At 57.5% G+C, this 20,045-nt stretch carries 15 protein-coding genes and 1 other RNA gene; 11 read left to right on the top strand and 5 right to left on the bottom strand.

What is annotated here, in order from left to right; genetic code table 11:
• Positions 1-298 precede the first annotated feature (298 nt).
• The 5 genes from ompA to ssrA all read left to right on the top strand — a co-directional run bounded on the left by ompA (position 299) and on the right by ssrA (position 4,489).
• Positions 299-880 carry an outer membrane protein OmpA gene (gene ompA, locus CLM73_RS07340; protein ID WP_056322232.1) on the top strand — a complete coding sequence of 194 codons (582 nt, stop codon included), beginning with the start codon at positions 299-301 and terminating at the stop codon, positions 878-880.
• A gap of 148 nt (positions 881-1,028) precedes the next feature.
• On the top strand, positions 1,029-1,757 hold the full coding sequence (gene ubiG / locus CLM73_RS07335) for a bifunctional 2-polyprenyl-6-hydroxyphenol methylase/3-demethylubiquinol 3-O-methyltransferase UbiG (protein ID WP_105237922.1): 729 nt from the start codon (positions 1,029-1,031) through the stop codon (positions 1,755-1,757).
• Positions 1,754-2,428 carry an HAD-IA family hydrolase gene (locus CLM73_RS07330; RefSeq protein ID WP_105237921.1) on the top strand — a complete coding sequence of 225 codons (675 nt, stop codon included), beginning with the start codon at positions 1,754-1,756 and terminating at the stop codon, positions 2,426-2,428. Before ubiG ends, CLM73_RS07330 begins: the two co-directional genes overlap by 4 nt.
• Before the next feature lie 404 nt (positions 2,429-2,832).
• The gene (locus tag CLM73_RS07325) at positions 2,833-4,011 is read left to right on the top strand and encodes an MFS transporter (protein WP_105237920.1); all 1,179 of its coding nucleotides are present in this window, start codon (positions 2,833-2,835) and stop codon (positions 4,009-4,011) included.
• 89 nt (positions 4,012-4,100) lie between these two features.
• Positions 4,101-4,489, top strand: a transfer-messenger RNA (tmRNA) gene (gene ssrA / locus CLM73_RS07320).
• A gap of 293 nt (positions 4,490-4,782) precedes the next feature.
• Here the strand turns inward: ssrA and CLM73_RS07315 are convergent.
• Genes CLM73_RS07315 through CLM73_RS07305 form a run of 3 tightly spaced genes read right to left on the bottom strand, consistent with a single transcriptional unit; the run spans position 4,783 to position 9,829 of the window.
• Positions 4,783-6,081: a TniQ family protein gene (locus CLM73_RS07315; protein ID WP_105237919.1), complete on the bottom strand. Its 1,299-nt coding sequence runs from the start codon at positions 6,079-6,081 to the stop codon at positions 4,783-4,785.
• Entirely contained in the window at positions 6,078-7,115 is a 1,038-nt protein-coding gene (locus CLM73_RS07310) for an AAA family ATPase (RefSeq protein ID WP_105237918.1), read from the bottom strand. Before CLM73_RS07310 ends, CLM73_RS07315 begins: the two co-directional genes overlap by 4 nt.
• 5 nt (positions 7,116-7,120) lie before the next feature.
• Complete coding sequence (locus CLM73_RS07305; protein ID WP_105237917.1) at positions 7,121-9,829, bottom strand: DDE-type integrase/transposase/recombinase; 2,709 nt, start codon at positions 9,827-9,829, stop codon at positions 7,121-7,123.
• Positions 9,830-9,956: 127 nt separating this feature from the next.
• Here CLM73_RS07305 and CLM73_RS29215 point away from each other — a divergent pair, with 127 nt between their 5' ends.
• The 5 genes from CLM73_RS29215 to CLM73_RS29305 all read left to right on the top strand — a co-directional run bounded on the left by CLM73_RS29215 (position 9,957) and on the right by CLM73_RS29305 (position 16,678).
• Positions 9,957-10,328 (top strand): DUF6471 domain-containing protein, encoded by a 372-nt coding sequence (locus tag CLM73_RS29215; protein WP_325048253.1) that lies wholly within the window; start codon positions 9,957-9,959, stop codon positions 10,326-10,328.
• A 228-nt stretch (positions 10,329-10,556) separates the two neighbouring features.
• A complete protein-coding gene (locus CLM73_RS07295; RefSeq protein WP_105237916.1) occupies positions 10,557-12,119 on the top strand; it encodes a type I restriction-modification system subunit M in 1,563 nt (520 codons plus the stop codon).
• The gene (locus tag CLM73_RS07290; RefSeq protein ID WP_105237915.1) at positions 12,109-13,341 is read left to right on the top strand and encodes a restriction endonuclease subunit S; all 1,233 of its coding nucleotides are present in this window, start codon (positions 12,109-12,111) and stop codon (positions 13,339-13,341) included. Before CLM73_RS07295 ends, CLM73_RS07290 begins: the two co-directional genes overlap by 11 nt.
• Positions 13,338-16,559 (top strand): type I restriction endonuclease subunit R, encoded by a 3,222-nt coding sequence (locus CLM73_RS07285; RefSeq protein WP_105237914.1) that lies wholly within the window; start codon positions 13,338-13,340, stop codon positions 16,557-16,559. Before CLM73_RS07290 ends, CLM73_RS07285 begins: the two co-directional genes overlap by 4 nt.
• A complete protein-coding gene (locus CLM73_RS29305; protein ID WP_267896120.1) occupies positions 16,556-16,678 on the top strand; it encodes a hypothetical protein in 123 nt (40 codons plus the stop codon). Before CLM73_RS07285 ends, CLM73_RS29305 begins: the two co-directional genes overlap by 4 nt.
• A gap of 79 nt (positions 16,679-16,757) precedes the next feature.
• Here the strand turns inward: CLM73_RS29305 and CLM73_RS07280 are convergent, their stop codons facing one another.
• Together CLM73_RS07280 and CLM73_RS07275 are read right to left on the bottom strand one after the other, a co-directional pair.
• Positions 16,758-17,399 carry a hypothetical protein gene (locus CLM73_RS07280; RefSeq protein ID WP_105237913.1) on the bottom strand — a complete coding sequence of 214 codons (642 nt, stop codon included), beginning with the start codon at positions 17,397-17,399 and terminating at the stop codon, positions 16,758-16,760.
• Entirely contained in the window at positions 17,396-19,378 is a 1,983-nt protein-coding gene (locus CLM73_RS07275) for a DEAD/DEAH box helicase (RefSeq protein ID WP_105237912.1), read from the bottom strand. The genes CLM73_RS07280 and CLM73_RS07275 overlap by 4 nt, the downstream gene beginning before the upstream one ends.
• 365 nt (positions 19,379-19,743) lie before the next feature.
• Between CLM73_RS07275 and CLM73_RS28845 the strand changes: the two genes are divergently transcribed.
• Positions 19,744-19,893 carry a hypothetical protein gene (locus CLM73_RS28845; RefSeq protein ID WP_158685834.1) on the top strand — a complete coding sequence of 50 codons (150 nt, stop codon included), beginning with the start codon at positions 19,744-19,746 and terminating at the stop codon, positions 19,891-19,893.
• Positions 19,894-20,045: the final 152 nt, after the last annotated feature.

The following is a 20,045-nucleotide window of genomic DNA, read 5'->3' as shown; positions in this document are numbered from 1 at the left end:
CAACGGATCGGCCAGAAACGCCGCCCGGCCACGCCCACCCGCGCCCTCCAGCCCTGTTGTCAAAAACCAACATGGGAAACGGCAGGAGTGCCGAAAACGTCATATCCAGCATTAATGCGCCTGTCCAGGGAAGCCAAAGGCCCCCAAATGCCTTAAGATTGTTTCCAGCACGCAGGAAACCCAGTAGCTATTCCTTTGAACCAGCTCTTGGCGTTGCTATACTGGCCCCGTTTTCCTGATATGCGGCGGGGGTTCGCTGCGAGTCACTTATCCAGCTTCAAGCTCAACGAGGAGAAACATGAACAAACCCTCCAAATTCGCTCTGGCGCTCGCCTTCGCCGCCGTCACGGCCTCTGGTGTAGCTTCCGCGCAAACCGTGGACAACTGGCGCAACCCGTTCGGTAACGTTTGGAAGAACGGCACGAACGAACTGTGCTGGCGCGATGCCTTCTGGACCCCGGCCACCGGTATTCCCGGTTGCGACGGCGTCCCGGTTGCCCAACAGAAGGCGAAGCCGGCCCCGATGGCGGCAAAGGTCGTGTTCAATGCTGACACGTTCTTCGACTTCGACAAGTCGACCCTGAAGCCCGAAGGCCGCCAGCTGCTGCAGCAAGTCGCTCAGCAAGCCAGCACCATCGATCTGGAAACCATCATCGCCGTCGGCCACACCGACTCGATCGGTACCGAACAGTACAACCAGAAGCTGTCCGAGCGCCGCGCCGCTTCGGTTAAGGCTTACCTGGTCAGCCTGGGCATCGACCCCAACCGTATCTATACGGAAGGCAAGGGCGAACTGCAGCCGATCGCTTCCAACAAGACGAAGGAAGGCCGCGCCCAGAACCGTCGCGTTGAGATCGAAATCGTGGGTAGCCGCAAGTAATTGCCGGACTAGCTACAATAAGGGGGCCTCGCATAGCGAGGCCCTTTTTTTCGCCTGCGATGCACCCATCTGGTGCATCATCGAGCAGCCTCCTCGCCTAGCGCGCTGGACCCCTCTATATATAGAGCAGCCTTACGCCGGACCGCCCATGAACACGCAAACTCACGACACCGCGCAAGCCTCCGTCAACGCCGATCAGGCCGAAATCGACAAGTTCAGCGCCCTGGCCAGCCGCTGGTGGGACCCCGAAAGCGAGTTCAAGCCGCTGCACGCCATCAATCCGCTGCGGCTGGAATGGATTCAGGAATGCGCGGGCAGCCTGGCCGGCCGCAAGGTGCTGGACGTGGGTTGCGGCGGTGGCATCCTGTCGGAAGCCATGGCCCGCAGCGGCGCCGACGTGACGGGCATCGACCTGGCCGACAAATCCCTGAAGATCGCGCGCCTGCACGGCCTGGAATCGGGCGTGAAGGTGGAGTACCGCAAGGTGCCTGTCGAGGAACTGGCGGCCGAGCAGCCGGGCCAGTACGACGTGGTGACCTGCATGGAAATGCTGGAGCACGTGCCGGATCCGGCCTCGATCGTGCGCGCCTGCTCGACGCTGGTGAAACCCGGCGGCTGGGTGTTCTTTTCCACGTTGAACCGCAACGCCAAGTCTTTCGTGTTCGCGATCATCGGCGCGGAATACGTCTTGCGCCTCCTGCCCCGTGGCACCCATACCTACGACCAGTTCATCAAGCCGAGCGAACTGTCGGCGGCGGCGCGCGGCGCCGCGCTGGAACCGGTGAGCATGCGCGGCATGGAATACAACCCGATCACCCAGATCTACTCGCTGACTTCCGACACCTCGGTCAACTATCTGATGGCTACCCGTAAATGAGCGCCCTGATTCTGTTCGATTTCGACGGCACCCTGGCCGACACCGCCCCCGACCTGGCAGCCGCCGCAAACCGTCAGCGTACCCGCCGCGGCCTGGAGCCGATGGCATATGAAGCGCTGCGTCCCGTCGCATCCCAGGGTGCGCGCGGACTGTTGCGCGTTGCACTGGACCTGCAACCCGGCCATCCGGATTACGAGCCCACCCGCCTGCAATTCCTGGAAGACTACGCCGCCAGCTCGACGGTGCACAGCAAGCTGTTCCCCGGGATCGAAGAGCTGCTGGCCGACATCCGCGACCGCGGCATGTCCTGGGGCATCGTCACCAACAAGGTCACCTACCTGACCTTGCCCATCGTCGAATTCCTGGACCTGACGCGCGACAGCGCCGTGCTGGTCTGCGGCGACACCACGGCCCACGCCAAGCCGCATCCCCTGCCCTTGCAGCACGCCGCGCGCGAAGCCGGCTTTGGGACCGATCGCTGCGTCTATGTTGGCGACGACCTGCGCGATATCCAGGCGGCCCACGCGGCGGGCATGCCCGCCGTGGCCGCGGCCTATGGCTACGTCGGCGAAGACGACAACGTCATTGCCTGGCAGGCGGAAACCTGCGCCAATTCGCCGGCGGAATTGTGGTCCGCCATCGAACCGCTGCTGCCCCGCGACCTGCGCTGAATGCGAAGCACGGGCCGCCGGCCGGCCCGCGCGGCCGTCGGCCATGCCGCTTTTTGATGAGCGGCCTCCTCGCTGATTGCGCCGCTGCTGCTCGCGATTGTCCGGTCCCATTAGTGCGGGTGACCGAACAATCTATCCGGATGCCGGGGCTTTATCCGGCCGGCGATCTCCCCTAAAGTGTGAACCGTGCATCGCGATCCGGGTTGTCCGGATCGCCCCGTTTCCGGCGCATGCCGGCGTTGCAGCCCCTCTCCAGGCCGCAACGACATCTCCGTGCTGACGGACCTGCGCGTCCCGCCGCACCGTGCCCCGCCACATTAACGCGGCGCACGCCAGACCTTTTGACCTTGCCTTCAACTCCCTGCCCGCGCGGCGCCATCCGGCCTCGCGTCCAAGGAATGCCTATGCTTTTGCCCATCCTGCTACTTTCCGCTGCCGGCTTCACCATTCTGACCACCGAGTTCCTGATCGTGGGCCTGCTGCCCGGCCTTGCCCGCGACCTGGACGTGACCGTATCCCAGGCGGGCCTCCTGGTGACGCTGTTTGCCTTCACGGTCGCGGCGACCGGCCCCCTGCTCACCGCCCTGATGGCCAACATGGAGCGCAAGCGCCTGTTCATCGGGGTGCTGGTGCTGTTCGGCCTGTCCAATGCGCTGGCGGCCGTGGCGCCCAATATCTGGGTCATGGCGATCGCCCGCTTTGTGCCGGCGCTGGCCCTGCCCGTGTTCTGGTCGCTGGCCAGCGCCACCGCCGTGGAACTGGTGGGCCCCGCGCGCGCCGGACGCGCCATTTCGACGGTGGCGTTCGGCATCGTGGCCGCCACCGTGTTCGGCATTCCGATCGGTGTGCTGATCTCGGACGCGTTCGGATGGCGCGCCGCGTTCTGGGTGCTGTCCGTAGTGGCGTTTGCCAAGGCCCTGCTGCTGTTCCTGACCTTCCCCAGCACGCGCATCCGCGCCGACAGCGTGCGCCTGGTCACACAGTTGCGCATCCTGCGCAATCCCATGGTGGTGAGCCACGTGCTGCTGTCGCTGCTGGTGTTCACCGGCATGTTCACCGCCTATACCTACCTGGCTGACATGCTGGAGCGGCTGGGCGGCTTCGACGGCAAGACCGTGGGCTGGACGATGATGGCGTTCGGCGCCGTCGGACTGGTGGGCAACACGCTGGGCGGACGCCTCGTGGACCGCAGCCCGCTCGGCGCCACGGCCCTGTTCTCGTCGCTGATGGCGGCGGGCCTGGCATTCGTCGCGCCGGTCATGCAGTCGCACGGCCTGCTGGCAGTCGCGCTGGGAACCTGGGGCATCGCCCAGGCCGCGCTCTTCATCGTTTGCCACGTGCGGCTGATGAAGTCCGCCCCCGAGGCGCCCGCGTTTGCCGCGTCCCTGAACATCTCCGGCGCGAACATCGGCATCGGCCTGGGCGCGGTGGTTGGCGGGAACGTCATCGACCACTACGGCCTGGCGACGCTCGGCGCCGCCGCGGCCGTCATCGTGGCGATTTCCGTGGGCCTGGCCGCGCTGATGATGGCGGCGTCGCGCGGCCGGCGTCAGTCCAAGGCGGCGTGCGCCAACGCGGCCTGACGCGATGTCTGTCTCGCCCCTGCCACGCTTTGACGGCCTGGATTTGCAGGATGGCAGGCTGCTGCGTTTGCAGTACAATGGAAGGTCTTGGGGCCGATCCGGATTCGACGTGGGTCGCGAAACAACTCAGGGCATGCCGAGCACCAGTACGCTCGTTAAACCACTGGAACACTACAAACGCCAACGACGAGCGTTTCGCTCTCGCCGCTTAAGCGGTGAGCCGCTGCACTGATCTGTCCTTGGGTCAGGCGGAGGAAGGCAACTTCCTAGGGGGGTAACCCTCGAACCGCAGCAGCGACATTCACAAGGAATCGGTCTGCGCTGGGGTCACACGGCTCAGATTTAAATTACGTGAATCGCTTTGGTCCGGCCTGTCGGTTGGCTAAGTCCAAAGTTAAAACCAAATAAATCGACTACGCATGTAGAACTGGTTGCGGAGGGCTTGCGGACGGGGGTTCAATTCCCCCCGGCTCCACCAAATTCCGTTCAGCAACGTCAGCTGAAATCATGTGCCGTTAAACATAAGTTGGCCAAATGGCCGGCTTATGCTTAATCGGTTGATGGGCCACATTATGCTTTCATCGCTTAGCGATGATAGGCTTAAAGGTTGGTCACCAAACGGCACTAGCACAGCGGTGTTTTGGCCGCAAAAAAGCCGACTTGATTTCAAGTCGGCTTTTTCTTTTTTATCAACAGCTTAGGACGAAATTCCTAGCGGATACCAAAGTAAAGTTCGGGGCGATACCAAAGTAATTTTCGGTGCATGGTAGGTCAGCTCCCGCCCTCCAGCTTGATGTCCTTCAGCATGTCGAACAGATGCTCGACTGTGCCCAGCACTTCTCGTGGCACCCGTGCTTGTACTTCTCGCATGTTGAGTGCACGCCCCTCCTGCCTCAGGGAGCGGCAAGCGGCTTCGACATATGACCGAGCTTTGGCATGCGAAGCCTCCGCTCTGCGCTTTTCATAGGTCTTCCATCGCTCACCCAGCAACCGAGTCTCGGCGTTCGCCTTCAAGTACAACTGACGGGCATCGAGCTCCAACTGCCGCGCCACTTCGGCCACACTGACCGGACTCGGCAACCGCGCGTACCGCTGAAGTTCCCGGTGGATACGCTCCCAGTCGAGCTCGCGCCTAGACTCGCGTCCGCCCCTGCCTCCCAGATCAAGATCCAGTTGCGCAATCTCGCCCGGAACCGCCCACTCCGTCAGATCTCCCGTCAAGAGTTTCATCAGCGGCAAGCCGGAATTTGCGGAGATCCGCAGACAGGCGGTCATTGTCGGAATCGTCTCTCCACGCGTCCAGTAGTGCACAGTTCCCTTACTGACCTCGATCCGCTTGGCGAACAACGCACCTTTCCCGCCATCCAGACGGGCGACAAGATCCCGAATGGCTTCCTGCAATCGACGCCGCTGTGGCGGTCCATTCAAACTCGCTTGCGCCGCCAGCATCTGACCGACCTGCTCAGCGACCCAGATCTCGCCGGAACTCGCCAGCAAGCGCGGAGCCTTCGCATGAAGGCCCAGGAACACGCCGCAGTGCGCGCACCACCCAGGGACGACGTAAGTCGCCCTGTGTCGGGTCCCTGTGCGACCGCAGTCCGGGCAGACATCTACCAGCCGCATGCCATGCTTGGCACATGCCTTCACAGCGCCAACGTCCCAGGCAAGTCGGAAGTATGGCGACCCGCCTTGCAAGCGATCCTCCTCGAAGCAGTCTGGGCACCAGCGACCACCACTTGACGCAGCCAAGCCTGTCGGGGCCAGGACATCTCGCCACACGCTCAACGTCAGGTGATCGAGATTTCCCACGCCGGTCATTGCGGACAGGCTGCTCGCCCAGGTTTGTGCTGCTTCGCCCACCCCTGACAGGTTCCGCTCGTGCCAGTCAAAACCTTCCCTCAGCTCGCTACCCATTGCGTCTGCAACAATCCTGGCTAGCAAGGCAACCGATGTAGCATGTGAAACCGCAAGCCGGCAAAAATAGCTGAGCAAGCTCTCGACGTCCGCCGTGCCACAGCCTGACGGCCTCAAGGCTTGCAAGGTCGAACGCGGGTTCAGCACCTTGTTCATGCAACGCTCCTCTCAAGACGACCACCAGAGCGCCGGACCTTGGGCATCGTGCGAGTCAGTCCAGGGTTGATGGACGCCTCCCCTTCCAGAATCTCTTCGAGAATCTGCTGTCGCTGTGCTTCGGTCAGCAGAGACCGGCGCAGTACATCCACCGACCACTCACCTGCGTGCTCGGCAAGTTTCGCGGCCCGAGTCAAGACAGCACTCAGCGTGCCGATGCATCCCAATGCGTTCTCGTGCAGCGCGTCGACATGGGGGAGCAGCTTCTCGTCCCACAGATGCGGGAGCGTGTTTTGGAACTTGTGAACGCAGGCCCGGAACGTACGGACGTCGGCATCCTGGTCTTGCCGATAGCGCTCGAAGTGCAGCACGTGGCTGCGGCGGGCCAGCTGACCTGACAGGCTCATGAGTTGGTAGAGATCGTATGAACCCACCAACACCATCTGCACCCCACACGCATTGGCCAGGGATTTCAGCGTGTCCAGTTGGATCTCGAGCCGCTTCGTACTGGTCTGCCGGATGATGTGGGCCGCCTCATCAATGACCAGGAATTGTGTTCGTCGGGCCTGCAAGGCACGCTCGACCGCCGTGCGCAACGCTGCCAAGCTGTTGCCTGCTGCGCCCCGGGGTCGAACCATTCGCCCGGTCTCAACATCGACACCAAAAGCGGCTTTGGGCATGGCAAGCCCGCCATCGAGCTGGGCGAGGATGCGGCTGTAGAACAGTCGCCAAGAAAACTCATTTTCGCCCGAGGCCGGCGCCTCGACGAAGACAGCCGGAATCAGCCCAGCGTCGGCCTCCATCTCTGGCGCTGCATCTTGTACTGCCTGGTCGACCATGTAGCCGGCAAGTGTGCTCTTACCCACGCCGGTCGGGCCACAGACAAGCAGAAGGCTGTCTTGACTCCCGGGGTAGATGAGCGTCCTAAGTTCGGTCATCACCTCAGTGACGCGCGTGTGCTTGATGCGCATCTTCAGCAAGGAATCGGCCGTCGGCGCGACGGGGATGGGCGGGATTGTGTTTGTCTTAGACATTGGACTCAGAACGTATCGAAATCGGGAAGAATCTCCGGCGCTGGTGCCTCGGCCAGCGTTCCGGAAAGGTTGAGTGGTTCTGACCTGATGGGCATCGGTACGTCGATGCCTGATGTTTCCTGGAGGCCAAGCTTGTACTTCGAGCTAGCGGGTGTGATGCAGCCGAGCTGCAAGAGTTCGTTGTAGAGTGCCTTGTTCTCTCGTTGGCGATCTATTGCGGCGGCGGTTGCCCCTTCAGGCGTGAACGTCTGCATGAACTCACGCAGCCGCTGGGCGGCTCGATCATCATCCAGGGTCGCGCCGCTACGATGCAGGTACTCCTGCGTCATGGATCGGAGCTCCGCATCAGTCAACTGGCCCAAACGAGCCAAGTTGCGGCAGATTGCCTGAACCCACTGACTGTTATTGATGCGGACATAGACAGAGCCAGCATCCCAAGGGTCGTATCGCACGGGCACGCGCTGGCTGGCCACTCGTGGATTCCGGAACTCCGGGTTCCAATAGAACATCCCGTTGACCTTCACCCCGCGTTGATTGTTGACGAGGCGAATGCCTTCTCGGTCGACGGGCGGACACGTCGCAATCAGGAAGTCCCGATTGAAGAGAATCTGGCGTTGCGGCCGCGCGCCGCTGTCCTTGACGCCTCGTTGAAACATCTCACGCGGGCTGCAATCCAGCGCCGGATGGCGCTCCTGTTCGTAGTACTCGGTCGCCCAATGCTCCAGACCGTGATACATGGATTCCAAGGTCCATTCGGCAAAGTTCACGGGCAGGTGCTTCCCGGTCGTCATACGCACGTTCTTCGTTGCCTTGGTGTTGCCAGCAAGGTTGTGGACGTATTCGCTATGCACGCGGCCAAACAGCCGCTCCAATACCGCCCCATGACGGGGCTGCCCAGCCGGGCGAAAGCGCAGATGCACGCCCATCACCTGCAAGAAAGATTCGAAGGCGGTCGACTGGAAATCTCGTCCGTTGTCGACCACGACGAATTCGGGAAGTCGCCCAAACCTGCGCACCAAATCCCTCATCGCCATCATCACTGAGTGGTACGAAGGTGCGTCGAACGTAAGGTGGATGGCAAGGACCCGGCGCGAAAAGGCATCGACCACCAGCGTGAACCAAGGCCTGCCGAGAGGTTTACCAGTGCGGCTGGACACGAGTTCGATGTCGAGTTGCGTATGATCGATATGGACATACTGGAAAGGCCTGCTTCCATGCACCGGCGTATCGACATACAGGACATCCACGAATTCGCCGTGCTGATAGGCCATGCGCTTCCCGTGCCGAATGCGCTGATCATGGGAAGTTTCACGGTCCTTGATTCTGGCGATCAAGGTGGGATAGGACGGCACCTTAAGGTCTGCCGCCTCGAAGGTCACGCAGAGTGTCCGATAGCAAGACTTGTAGTTGATGGCTTCATGGCTGCGCCAATGCTGCTGGATTATCTGGCCAAGCAGCGCCTCTTGCTCATCGGACAGCCGGGGCGAACGATTCCCCTTGGCATGGTGCCGAGGTACCAGTGCCAGGATTTCATTGCCGCCGTTGGCAGCCACAGCCTGCTGCTGTCCACGCCAGCGCCGCTGCGTACGTTCACTGGCCAGCGAGTTCTTAACGTCCCCTTTCAGGATTGCGTCACGGCGCAGAGCATCGTCCAGTTGGTCCTGGGTGTACCGGGTAAGATCCAACGAAATCTGAGCGCCCCCGTCTAGAGGCACGAGCTGCCCATTCTCAAAGGCAGTAGTCAGCCAACCTCGGGCTAGCGACGTAGTCCTGCACCCGCCCGCCCCAATCGTGCAGACCACCTCCCTCTCGCTGACCAAAGAAACCGTCAGCTCTTGCCCGTCATACCGAAAGCGCGAGCCTTCAGCGACGTTCAACACAAACGCCTCCTGCCCGGGAACCCTCCCTACGGGCACATCCCGCGCCATGAAGTCCCGTAACGTAGCGTCGCGGAATAGCCGACTCGCACGCGGGTTCGTCAATGCTTCACGGTCGAGATCGGCCATGACATGCTGATCTGCTACCGCCTTGTATAGAAAATCCGGAGAGAATCGATACGGCTCCTGCATCAGCTCGCTGAGATAGAGGCTGCCGTGCTCGGCCAAGGCGGCGCGGAGACGCAACAGCTCATGCTCGTCGCATGGCTCCGCCGCGGGGTGTAAGTAGTCCGCCAAGTGCAGGAGGTTTTCTACCCTTCGGCGGGGAATAGACTCATCGGTGAGGATTCGGTAGCGGATGCCAAGGTCAGCAAGTTGCCGCTCGATCTGAGGGGCGCGCCAATGGCCGTCATCGTCCTTCTCGTAACGGTACGGGTATTTCTCGGCCAACCGAGCCAGCTTCACATCTGACTTCCACTCTTCCAGAGTGATGCCGCGCTCCCGGATCACTAAAAAATCTGGGAAGTGGTGAATCCGGTGAACCTCTCCGGTGGCTGTCTCAACGAGCTCCAGATCAAGCTTACAAGGCTGGGGGTAGTACTCCAGCACGCCGAGGTGATGCTCATGGTTGACCGCAGCGGCGAACTCGATGTGGCGACTTTCCGTGCGGATGTCCCGATCCATCTTCTGGCTAGCCAGAACGGTAAGGACGTTGCCCCCTCTCGATTTCACCTCACGCACGGGAGCCTCGCCGCGTGCCTTTTCAACGAGACGGCGACCAGCCTTGGGCGTACCCAGATGGTCGAAAAGCTCTACAAGTTGTGCCTTATCCAACATGGTCGGACTCCAAGTTCCCATATGACCATGTAGGAAATCCGGCGCTCAAAACCCAAGAATCAGACTTAAATGACTGATTTACAATTGCTGGTCTTGCGTCCACGCGCCGTACTTGCTCAGCCTCCCAATGACACATGCCCTCAAACCAGCGCCCTTGCGCCAGTCCGAAGCGCGCGAGGAGTTCGAGATCTGCGCCGAGCAGGTGTTGGTAAGAGAGATGAAGCGCAGAAAAGTGACCTACGCTGAGCTCTCCGCCCGATTGGCCACGTTGGGAATCCGAGAAAGCGCGGGTAGCTTGAATCGGAAGGTGAACCGCAGGCGGTTTCAGGCGGGATTTCTGCTGGCTTGCTTGAAAGCGCTGGGGGTAGAGACGCTCAACATCAGGGATCTCGAGGTGTCTCCCGCCGGCAGAGAGGCTCGGCTCGCGCGCGAGGCCCTCGCGGCGCAACGTCTGGTCATGCGACGTCGGGAACCCCGAAGGCGAAAGACAGAAGAGTGAACTGCGGCACCGCGTATGCAACCACATCGCCCTCTCCAGATAGCAAACCCTTTCATAAATAGGGCACCTATCCTCTATGGAGAGGAAATGCTCAGCATTGTTGGCAGTTCTTGGCACAGCAAGCCCGGGGAGGGCTCGGGCCTACCTTACTGAAAGTCGACCCTGTGCGCAACGTCACGTTGTGCTATTTTCCCAGGCTGACAGCTTTATGCAAAAAGTTACATATCAATGATCGACGATATCAAGAGAACACTATGGTCTGCGGCGGACAAACTGCGCGCAAATATGGACGCCGCCGAATACAAGCATTTGGTGTTGGGCCTGATATTTCTGAAGTACATCTCAGATGCCTTCGCGGCACGCCAAGCCGAACTGCGTGTACGCTTCGCCGACGAGAACGACGAGTTCCACTTTCCCGGTGCTAGCGATGATGACCTGACTGCCGAGCTGGAAGATCGCGACTACTACGCTGCGGCCAACACTTTCTGGGTGCCCGAAGCCGCTCGTTGGGAAAGCCTGCGAGCAGGCGCCAAGCAGCCCGACATCGGCAAGCGCATCGATGATGCCCTGACTGCCATTGAGGCGGAAAATCCCAAGCTCAAGGGCATTCTGGACAAACGCTATGGCCGTGCTCAGCTTCCCGACGGCAAGCTAGGCGAACTCGTGGACCTCGTGTCCACCATCGGGTTCGGCAGCGATGCCAACGCAGCCCGAGACATCTTGGGTCAGGTGTATGAATACTTCCTGGGTCAGTTTGCCAGCGCCGAAGGTAAGAAAGGAGGTCAGTTCTACACGCCTGCCAGCATCGTCAAGACCTTGGTGGCTGTCCTCGCCCCGCACAAGGGCCAAGTGTATGACCCCTGCTGCGGCTCGGGCGGCATGTTCGTGCAGTCAGAGAAATTTATCGAAGTGCACGGCGGCAAGATTGGCGACGTGTCCATCTATGGGCAAGAGTCCAACCCCACCACTTGGCGCTTGGCGGCCATGAACTTGGCGATTCGGGGTATCGACTTCAATCTGGGCAAGGAGCCGGCTGACACCTTCACCCGCAATCAGCATCCCGATCTACGCGCCGACTTCGTCCTGGCCAACCCGCCGTTCAATATCAGCGACTGGTGGCACGGCAGCCTGGAGGGCGATGCCCGCTGGGAGTATGGCGACCCGCCCCACGGTAATGCCAACTACGCCTGGCTACAGCACATGCTGCATCACCTGAAGCCTACGGGTCGCGCAGGCATCGTGCTGGCCAACGGCTCGATGAGCTCCAGCCAGAACAACGAGGGCGTCATTCGCGCCGCCATGGTTGATTCTGACGTGGTGGAGGTGATGGTGGCGCTGCCTCCACAATTGTTCTTCAACACACAGATCCCGGCCTGCCTGTGGTTCCTCGCCAAGCAGAAGAAACGCAAGGGCGAAGTGCTCTTTATCGACGCTCGCAAGCTGGGGAAGATGATTTCTCGCGTGCAAGCCGAACTGGATGATGCAGCCATTGCTCGGATTGCAGAAACCGTGGCCGCATGGAGGGGTGAGGTCGAGGACGGCGCCAGCATCACAGAGTATGAAGACGTGGCAGGGTTCTGTCGCAGCGTGCCGTTAGCCGAAGTCGCTCAGCACGGGCACGTCCTGACGCCAGGGCGCTATGTTGGTGCTGCGGAGGTTGAGGACGACGACGAAGCGTTTGCCGAGAAGATGCAGAAGCTGACTGAAAAGCTGGGCGAGCAAATGGCCAAGGGCGCGGAACTGGATGCGTTGATTCGGCAGAGGTTGGGGGGGCTGGGGTATGAGTTCTGAGTGGCAGACACTTCCCCTGGAAGATTGTTTAGATGCGCTTATTGATTACCGCGGGAAGACGCCAGAAAAGACCAGATTTGGCATTCCACTGATCACCGCAAAGATTATTAAATCCGGAAGAATCGAGACGCCGACCGAGTTCATTGCGCCTGAGAAATACGATTCTTGGATGCGAAGAGGCATACCACAGGCGGGAGATGTGGTTCTGACAGTTGAAGCTCCACTAGGTGAGGTCGCTCAGCTTGGACGCGAAAAAATAGCGCTTGCCCAACGTGTGGTGACTTTAAGGGGCAAGTCTGGCGTCTTAGACAGCACCTATCTTTTATATCTTCTACAGTCGGAAGAGTTGCAAGAGAAGCTAAGAGCCCGTGCAACCGGCACAACGGTGCTTGGCATTAAACAAAGCGAGCTAAGAAGAATTGAACTGAGCTTGCCACCCTTTGATTTTCAACGGCAGGCCGCTGACTTATTGAAGTCTCTCGACGACCGAATCACCCTCCTACGCGAAACCAACAAAACCCTCGAATCCATCGCCCAAGCCATCTTCAAGTCCTGGTTCGTGGACTTTGACCCGGTGCGCGCCAAAATGGAAGGCCGCCAGCCTGAAGGGATGGATGAAGAGACAGCGGCGCTGTTTCCTGACTCATTTGAAGAGTCTGAGTTGGGGAGTGTTCCGCGAGGGTGGCTACCAATCCGCTTGGATTCATTCCTCGAACTAGCCTATGGTAAAGCGCTGAAAGCCGATAATCGAAATGCGGGCGCCGTACCCGTTTATGGCTCTGGAGGCGTCACAGGCTGGCACGACTCAGCGCTATGCACAAGTCCGTCTATCATTGTTGGAAGGAAAGGCACTGTCGGCAGCCTTTACTGGGAGAGCCGCCCGTTCTTCCCGATCGATACTGTGTTCTATGTAAAGGCAAAGCGACCCATGACGTACTGCTATCAGTTACTGAAAACACTGGGCCTGCATGACATGAATACGGATGCTGCTGTGCCAGGCCTAAATCGAGAGAATGTCTATCGACTAAAGGTGCCTGATATTCCCTCTGCCGTGCTCAAGGCCTTCGACGCAACGGCAAACTTATTACGTCAAAGTGTCGACCACAACGAAAGGCGAGCTCAGACTCTCTCGTCGGTTCGCGATACTCTGCTCCCCCGTCTTATCTCAGGCCAATTGCGCCTCCCCAAAGCCCAAGAACAAGTAGAGAACGCGTTGTCATGACCGAAAACCAACTCGAACAGGAAACCTTGAGCTGGCTTGCCGAGGTAGGCTACATAGTTCGCAGCGGTCCGGACATCGCTCACGATGGACCGGACCCAGAGCGCACTGGCTACGCACAAGTCATTCTGCCCGAGCGCCTGCGGGCCGCCATCGGCCGCCTGAATCCGCACATTCCAGCTTCCGCGCGTGATGATGCGTTCAAGCAAGTCGAGAACCTCGACACTCCTGTTCAGTTGGCTGCCAACCGCCTATTTCACAAGCTGCTAACCAGCGGCGTGAACGTCCAATTTCAAAAGGATGGCGAAACCCGCGGCGACTTCGTGAGGCTGGTAGATTGGGCGAACCCGCAAAACAATGAATTCTGGGCGGTCAGCCAGTTCACCATCAAGGGCCCGCACCATACGCGACGACCGGACATCATCCTGTTCATTAACGGTTTGCCGCTGGTGCTGATTGAGCTCAAGAACACGGTCAATGAGAATGCCGACATCTGGAAGGCCTACGACCAGATTCAGACATACAAAGCACAGATTCCAGACGTTTTCGAGTACAACGAGATTCTGGTCGTCTCCGACGGTAGCGAAGCCCGGTATGGGTCACTGTCTGCCAACGCCGAGCGCTTCATGCAATGGCGCACGATTGATGGCGTAGAGCTTGACCCATTAGGGAAGTTCAACGAGCTGGAGACGCTCGTGCGCGGTCTGCTCGCGCCTGCTTACGTGCTGGACTATCTGCGCCACTTCGTCCTGTTTGAGGACGACGGCGCCCTTATCAAGAAGATTGCCGGCTACCACCAGTATCACGCTGTGCGGTTGGCCATCCAGCACGTGGTCGAGGCATCACAGCTACAGGCCGGCGCAAGCCAACTCCGCAAAGGCGGCGTAGTTTGGCACACGCAGGGAAGCGGCAAGAGCATCACCATGACCTGCTTTGCTGCCCGCGTGATGCAGGAGCCGGCCATGCAAAACCCCACGGTTGTAGTCATCACCGACCGCAATGACTTGGACGGCCAGTTGTTCGGGGTATTCAGCCTGTCGCAAGACCTCCTGCGCGAACAGCCGGTAAAGGCTGATACGCGTCAGGACCTACGTAGGTTGCTGACCAATCGTCCTTCAGGCGGCATCCTCTTCGCTACCATCCAGAAGTTCATGCCTGGGGAAGATGAGGACACCTTCCCGGTCCTCTCGAACCGCGGCAATATCGTTGTGATTGCGGACGAGGCCCACCGCACGCAGTACGGTTTCGAAGCCAAGCTCAAGACTCGCAAAAGCAAATCCTTCAGCACCAACGAATATAGTCAACTGGCTGCGAACGATGACCGGGACAATTACCTGGCTACGGCGTTGGCGGTCGCAGAACCCACGGTCACCTATCAGGCGGGTTACGCGCAGCACTTGCGGGATGCGCTGCCCAACGCCACCTTTGTGGCTTTCACGGGCACACCAGTAAGCAGCACCGATCGCGACACGCGCGCCGTCTTCGGCGATTACATCCATGTCTACGACATGCAGCAGGCCAAAGAGGATGGTGCCACCGTGGCCATCTACTACGAGTCGCGCCTAGCCAAGCTCAAGCTCAAGGAAGCCGATCTGTCGTCTCTGGATGAAGAGGTCGACGAACTAGCCGAAGACGAAGAAGAACAGAATCAAGCTCGCCTGAAGTCGAGATGGGCAGCCCTGGAAAAAGTCGTGGGCGCCGAGCCGCGCATTGCAAGCGTGGCTGCCGACGTCGTCGAGCACTTCGAAGAGCGCAACAAGGCCCAGGATGGCAAAGCCATGGTGGTCGCAATGAGCCGCGACATCTGCGTGCACCTCTATAACGAAATCATCAAGCTGCGTCCCGACTGGCACGACGAAGACCCTGAAAAAGGCGCTATCAAGGTCATCATGACGGGCAGCGCGAGCGACAAAGCCTTGCTGCGCCCGCACATCTACAGCGGACAGGTCAAGAAACGGCTAGAGAAGCGCTTCAAAGATCCCAATGACCCATTGCGACTGGTCATCGTGCGCGACATGTGGCTGACAGGCTTTGACGCGCCTTGTGTGCACACCATGTACATCGACAAGCCTATGAAGGGCCACAACCTCATGCAGGCCATTGCCCGCGTGAACCGAGTCTTCCGGGACAAGCAAGGCGGCTTGGTGGTCGACTACATCGGCATCGGCAATGAGCTCAAGGCCGCGATGAAGGAGTACACCGCGAGCAAGGGCCGGGGCAAACCCACGGTCGATGCCCACGAAGCCTTCGCCGTGCTGCTGGAGAAGCTCGACGTGCTGCGCGGCATGATGCACGGCTTCAATTACTCAGGCTTCAAGACTGGCGGCCACAAGATTCTGGCGGGCGCAGCAAACCATATCTTGTCGCTACGCCCGCCCGCGAGCGACAAGGACGCCAAGCTGGACGGCAAGAAGCGATTCGCCGACAACACGCTAGCTCTGAGCAAAGCATTCTCCCTGTGCTGCACACTGGATGAGGCCAAGGCGCTACGCGACGAAGTGGCGTTCATTCAGGCCGTCAAGGTCATACTGACCAAGCGTGAAATCAGCACGCAGAAGAAAACCGACGAGCAGCGCGAAGCCGCCATCCGTCAGATCATCAATCAGGCCGTGGTTAGCGAAAGCGTGGTCGACATCTTTGATGCCGTGGGCCTGGAAAAGCCCAACATTGGCCTCTTGGATGATGAATTTCTGGCCCAGGTGCGCAACCTGCCGGAGCGTAACCTGGCCGTCGAGCTGCTTGAGCGCTTGCTGGAAGGAGAAATCAAAAGCAAGTTCGCCAGCAATTTGGTGCAGCAGAACAAGTTCTCCGAGATGCTGGGCAACGTCATCACGCGCTACCAGAATCGCAGTATCGAAACAGCTCAGGTGATGGAAGAACTGGTCGACATGGCCAAAAAGTTCCGGGAAGCGGCTCAGCGCGGGGAAGAACTAGGACTCAACGACGATGAAATCCGTTTCTATGACGCCCTAGCCAACAACGAATCCGCCGTTCGCGAGTTAACCGACGAGACGCTAAAGAAAATTGCGCACGAACTTACAGAAAACCTGCGCAAGAACATCACCGTTGATTGGTCGAAACGCGAAAGCGTGCGGGCAAGTCTGCGTCTCATGGTCAAGCGGATCTTGCGCAAATACAAGTACCCGCCTGACATGGCGGATTCCGCCGTTGAACTGATTTTGATGCAGGCTGAGCGGTTGGGCGAAGAACGGGTTGCATGATCATTACCACCAAGCTCAATCAACCAAGCCGTTTCGGTTGGCATCTGAATATGCCTGAACGCATCTCGCCATCCTCAGTCATTGGTCAGCAGCCCGCCGATGCCGTAAATCCCCGGTAACCCGCTCTAGACCCTTATCGGTCGATTTTTACTCAACCGGAATGCTTATGAATTCACTAAAACAATTTCTTTCTCTCCACTATCGCATAAATCGCTTCGGCAAGGTCTTATCAAACAACGCGTAAAAGCAACCGATGTCAACTTTGGACTCCGCGCCGATCTTGATACTTGTCGAATTCTTAAAAAAGAAGTCGAAGTGATAACGTGGGTGTATTTGACCATTCTCATTGACTGGATCGTCGTCAAATCGCAAATACCCATGATCGTCTGACATTAGTTCCATGAACGCATCAACATAGAGGAGCGCTTCACTGACCTCCAAACCAAAGTTCTCACAAAGAGAAAGAATAATATCCTCATGAGAAAAGCTGATTACTTCGGCTGTGTTGATGGCATTCCTGAAAACTGAAATTACCCTACCGGAAATTTCTTCGCTCAGTCGGTCCGAAACGAAGGAAACTTGCCCTCCAGTTTCTACTAACTGAAATGGAATCGCCATCGAGAAATACCCTCCCGGCGTACGGACAAGAGCTCTGGCGTAATTCCCTGTAAAAATTGCCACATCGAACGAATTCTCATCAGCGTTCTCTCGACAGTGAGCGCAGGTATTCAAAATTTCCGCAAGAGTAAGTACATTGCTAAGATTGTCAAACGCACTCCTGACTGCACGAAACGCTCTAAGCTGATATTCAGGAATGCCAGCAAAGAAGAATGCGCTCATAGAACAACATTCCGTTCATATTCGACATTGAGCATATCGATTATATAATTCTCGTCATAATCTTCGTTTCCTACGATTATGTTGATCCGGCTAATCAGTTTGGCTGTCAACCTCGCACTCGCGTTACGTTCCAAACAATAATCGCGAACAATTTCTTCCAAGGATCGCTGCTGTTCCAATATGACGAAGCTGTTCTGCTGCAAAAGCTCATCGTCAGTTGGAACCCGAATATCCATGTATCCATGGCTCAGCATAAAATCCAAGCCAGCACTAACCTGCGCGACGACATTCGCATCCGCCCTGTTTCCCAATACAAGATGGCTCTCCAAGAAGGATCTCGCCATCATGGTGTAGAGCGCATTTCGAAATGCCGCTTGCGCCTTAAGATCCTTGGCAAAGCATATTACAAAGGGAAATTCTAAACCCTTCGCATTGTTGATATTCGAGATAAATAGCTTTGTGGGATCATTAGTTTTGGATTCATAGGATATATTTGATTCCCAGCCGAGATCCCGCAATATTCTATTGCTTAGCGCGGGAACCAGATCGTAAATATATTTCTCGGAATCTATGAATATAATCGCGAAATCGCCCTGCTTGGCCGTAGGGTGTTGGTCCCTGATGTCCATTATGACTTGGACAAGTGCTTTGGACGGATCTGCCCCCTCCAGCGAATGAATAGTCGTGCTCTTGAAGTCTTGTGGAATGTCTTCAAATCTGCGAAGTGGGTCTCGCGCCACAATCGCACGTCCATTCTCTTCTTCATAACTATAACCGCACGCATCCCATTCCTCCGGCTTAAGCCACCGGAGAACTGGATTTTCAAAAAGCCCCATACCGAGCGCATGCGAAAACATTAGATTGCTAGGGTCGGTGCGATAACATTTCTTTAAAACCATATCGGCCCGACTCACACTATCCTTGTCAATGGGCTGAAAAATATTCTGGAACACGTCTCCAGCCACAAAAACACGAGTCGCTGTAACAAGTTCGCACAACTGCACGAAGCTGGGTGCGAAATCTTGGCTCTCATCAATGAGCACATAGTCGAATGCGAATTTCCGTTCTCCTGGCAGGGCTCTGATGTCGCTAATCGCTCGTGTGCAATGAGCGTCAAACGTCCCACCATACATGTTCCCAAAGCTTATGCCGTAGAAATGACAGATGTACCTATACATTCCGGAAGAGCTGACCTTGCCCGAGCCCCAAGCATGAAAGCAGAAAAGCTTTGAATTCCATTCAATTTGACGGTCCACTCTCATAAAGTCGAAAAATTCGGGAATTCGGCTTCTCATGGAGTGAGCTAAAATTTTATTGAAGCATGTGAATGCAATCCGTGCATCAGGCTCCTTGGAATAAATCTCCTTTAACTTGTGTAGCAGCAGCTCCGTCTTTCCCGATCCCGCTAAGCCCTGGATTGCATATGTTTTGCTTCCCGCAGAGCGAAAAACAAATGAAGTTTGATCCGTATCGAACAAGATGATCTTAGACTTTATTATGTCAAGTAGAGAGCTTGCCTCAAGATTGATCCGATTCATGTCATTAATACTACCCACCACCAATGAAGTCAGAAGATCAACAATTCGCCGAGTGGCGGCATGCTCAGTAATAAGACTAGAAAGGTCCAATGATTTTGCGTTAGCTGTCTTAAATAGGCTTTCCCAGTGTTTTTTTCGGCCAATTTTCTCGCGATACTTGAATTTTTCCGATAAAAACGAAATATCATCAATGAAGTCTTCTACATATCCTTCAAACTCGATTTCGTCGCTTCCCAAATTCACAAAGCACGGCAAAAGCCCGGACGAAAATATCACGATTGCATCGTCGTAGTCGTAAGATGCATCATTTTTTGAGAGTGGCGCTCGAAGCACATAGGTCTGCTTTTGATTGGCTTCGGCGTAGTCTTCAATTACTTGTTTTAGGCCGCAGCGACTCGCGTAATCTTGGGCATCAGTGGAAAAATAACAATATTCGCTCACGTCCGCTCTCTCCAGGTGCAATTGTGGTTTGGGGCGATCTCGCGGCTTGGACTAAAAGACCTTCGCCTTTTGTTCACAACCAACACCATCTACAAGATCAATGCCAAGTAAGCGCATATTACAACTTCCTGCTAACGTTTGATACGGCCGTTCTCGCAGTGGACTTGAGAGCGACATGAAGCGCTTTGTTGCTTCGCTGTGCCGCAAACTCACATGGCCCAAGAGAATCCTTACAGTCAAACCTAGCGGTAGCTTCGCGTTTCAGCTTCCCGTGTAGGGTGAGGGGACAATCGCCAACGTCATTGGATGTACGTGCGCGGAGAGCACCGCCGATGTGACAGCCGAGCTGTGGATCACGCTGAATCTTGGTGCTCACGCTGTATTTTGAATATTCTGCGGCGCACAGGTTGGCGCAGTCGCTCGATGAAGTCACCGAGATCACTGTCGGGATGGAACAAATCGACTTTGACGTTGGCACGGTCGGGCCCGACTATTCGCGTGATGAGGATAACTAGCGCGTTGGCGTCTTAGGCATCCTTGTATAGGCCCGCGCTCCGCCGAATTGCTGGTGTGCCGTCGTGCTAGCGGGACGTCTTTATTTTTCTGGACCTGGTCCCGGTTCGAGATAGTTGGCGGGACATATGAGCGTTCGCTCTGGAGCGAGCCG

Origin of the sequence: Achromobacter spanius (genome assembly GCF_002966795.1) — a bacterium.
Classification (GTDB): Bacteria; Pseudomonadota; Gammaproteobacteria; order Burkholderiales; family Burkholderiaceae_B; genus Achromobacter; species Achromobacter spanius_D.
Note: the sequence above shows the minus strand (reverse complement) of the source record. Positions and strands in the feature narration are given on the sequence as shown.

What these genes read in the sequence shown, in the direction of transcription:
- ompA (WP_056322232.1), top strand. Translation starts at nt 299, where the DNA reads ATGAACAAACCCTCCAAATTCGCTCTGGCGCTCGCCTTCGCCGCCGTC.
- CLM73_RS07295 (WP_105237916.1), top strand. Translation starts at nt 10,557, where the DNA reads ATGATCGACGATATCAAGAGAACACTATGGTCTGCGGCGGACAAACTG.
- CLM73_RS07325 (WP_105237920.1), top strand. Translation starts at nt 2,833, where the DNA reads ATGCTTTTGCCCATCCTGCTACTTTCCGCTGCCGGCTTCACCATTCTG.
- CLM73_RS07280 (WP_105237913.1), bottom strand. Translation starts at nt 17,399, where the DNA reads ATGAGCGCATTCTTCTTTGCTGGCATTCCTGAATATCAGCTTAGAGCG.
- CLM73_RS29305 (WP_267896120.1), top strand. Translation starts at nt 16,556, where the DNA reads ATGATCATTACCACCAAGCTCAATCAACCAAGCCGTTTCGGTTGGCAT.
- ubiG (WP_105237922.1), top strand. Translation starts at nt 1,029, where the DNA reads ATGAACACGCAAACTCACGACACCGCGCAAGCCTCCGTCAACGCCGAT.
- CLM73_RS07310 (WP_105237918.1), bottom strand. Translation starts at nt 7,115, where the DNA reads ATGTCTAAGACAAACACAATCCCGCCCATCCCCGTCGCGCCGACGGCC.
- CLM73_RS07305 (WP_105237917.1), bottom strand. Translation starts at nt 9,829, where the DNA reads ATGTTGGATAAGGCACAACTTGTAGAGCTTTTCGACCATCTGGGTACG.
- CLM73_RS07290 (WP_105237915.1), top strand. Translation starts at nt 12,109, where the DNA reads ATGAGTTCTGAGTGGCAGACACTTCCCCTGGAAGATTGTTTAGATGCG.
- CLM73_RS29215 (WP_325048253.1), top strand. Translation starts at nt 9,957, where the DNA reads ATGACACATGCCCTCAAACCAGCGCCCTTGCGCCAGTCCGAAGCGCGC.
- CLM73_RS07315 (WP_105237919.1), bottom strand. Translation starts at nt 6,081, where the DNA reads ATGAACAAGGTGCTGAACCCGCGTTCGACCTTGCAAGCCTTGAGGCCG.
- CLM73_RS07285 (WP_105237914.1), top strand. Translation starts at nt 13,338, where the DNA reads ATGACCGAAAACCAACTCGAACAGGAAACCTTGAGCTGGCTTGCCGAG.
- CLM73_RS07330 (WP_105237921.1), top strand. Translation starts at nt 1,754, where the DNA reads ATGAGCGCCCTGATTCTGTTCGATTTCGACGGCACCCTGGCCGACACC.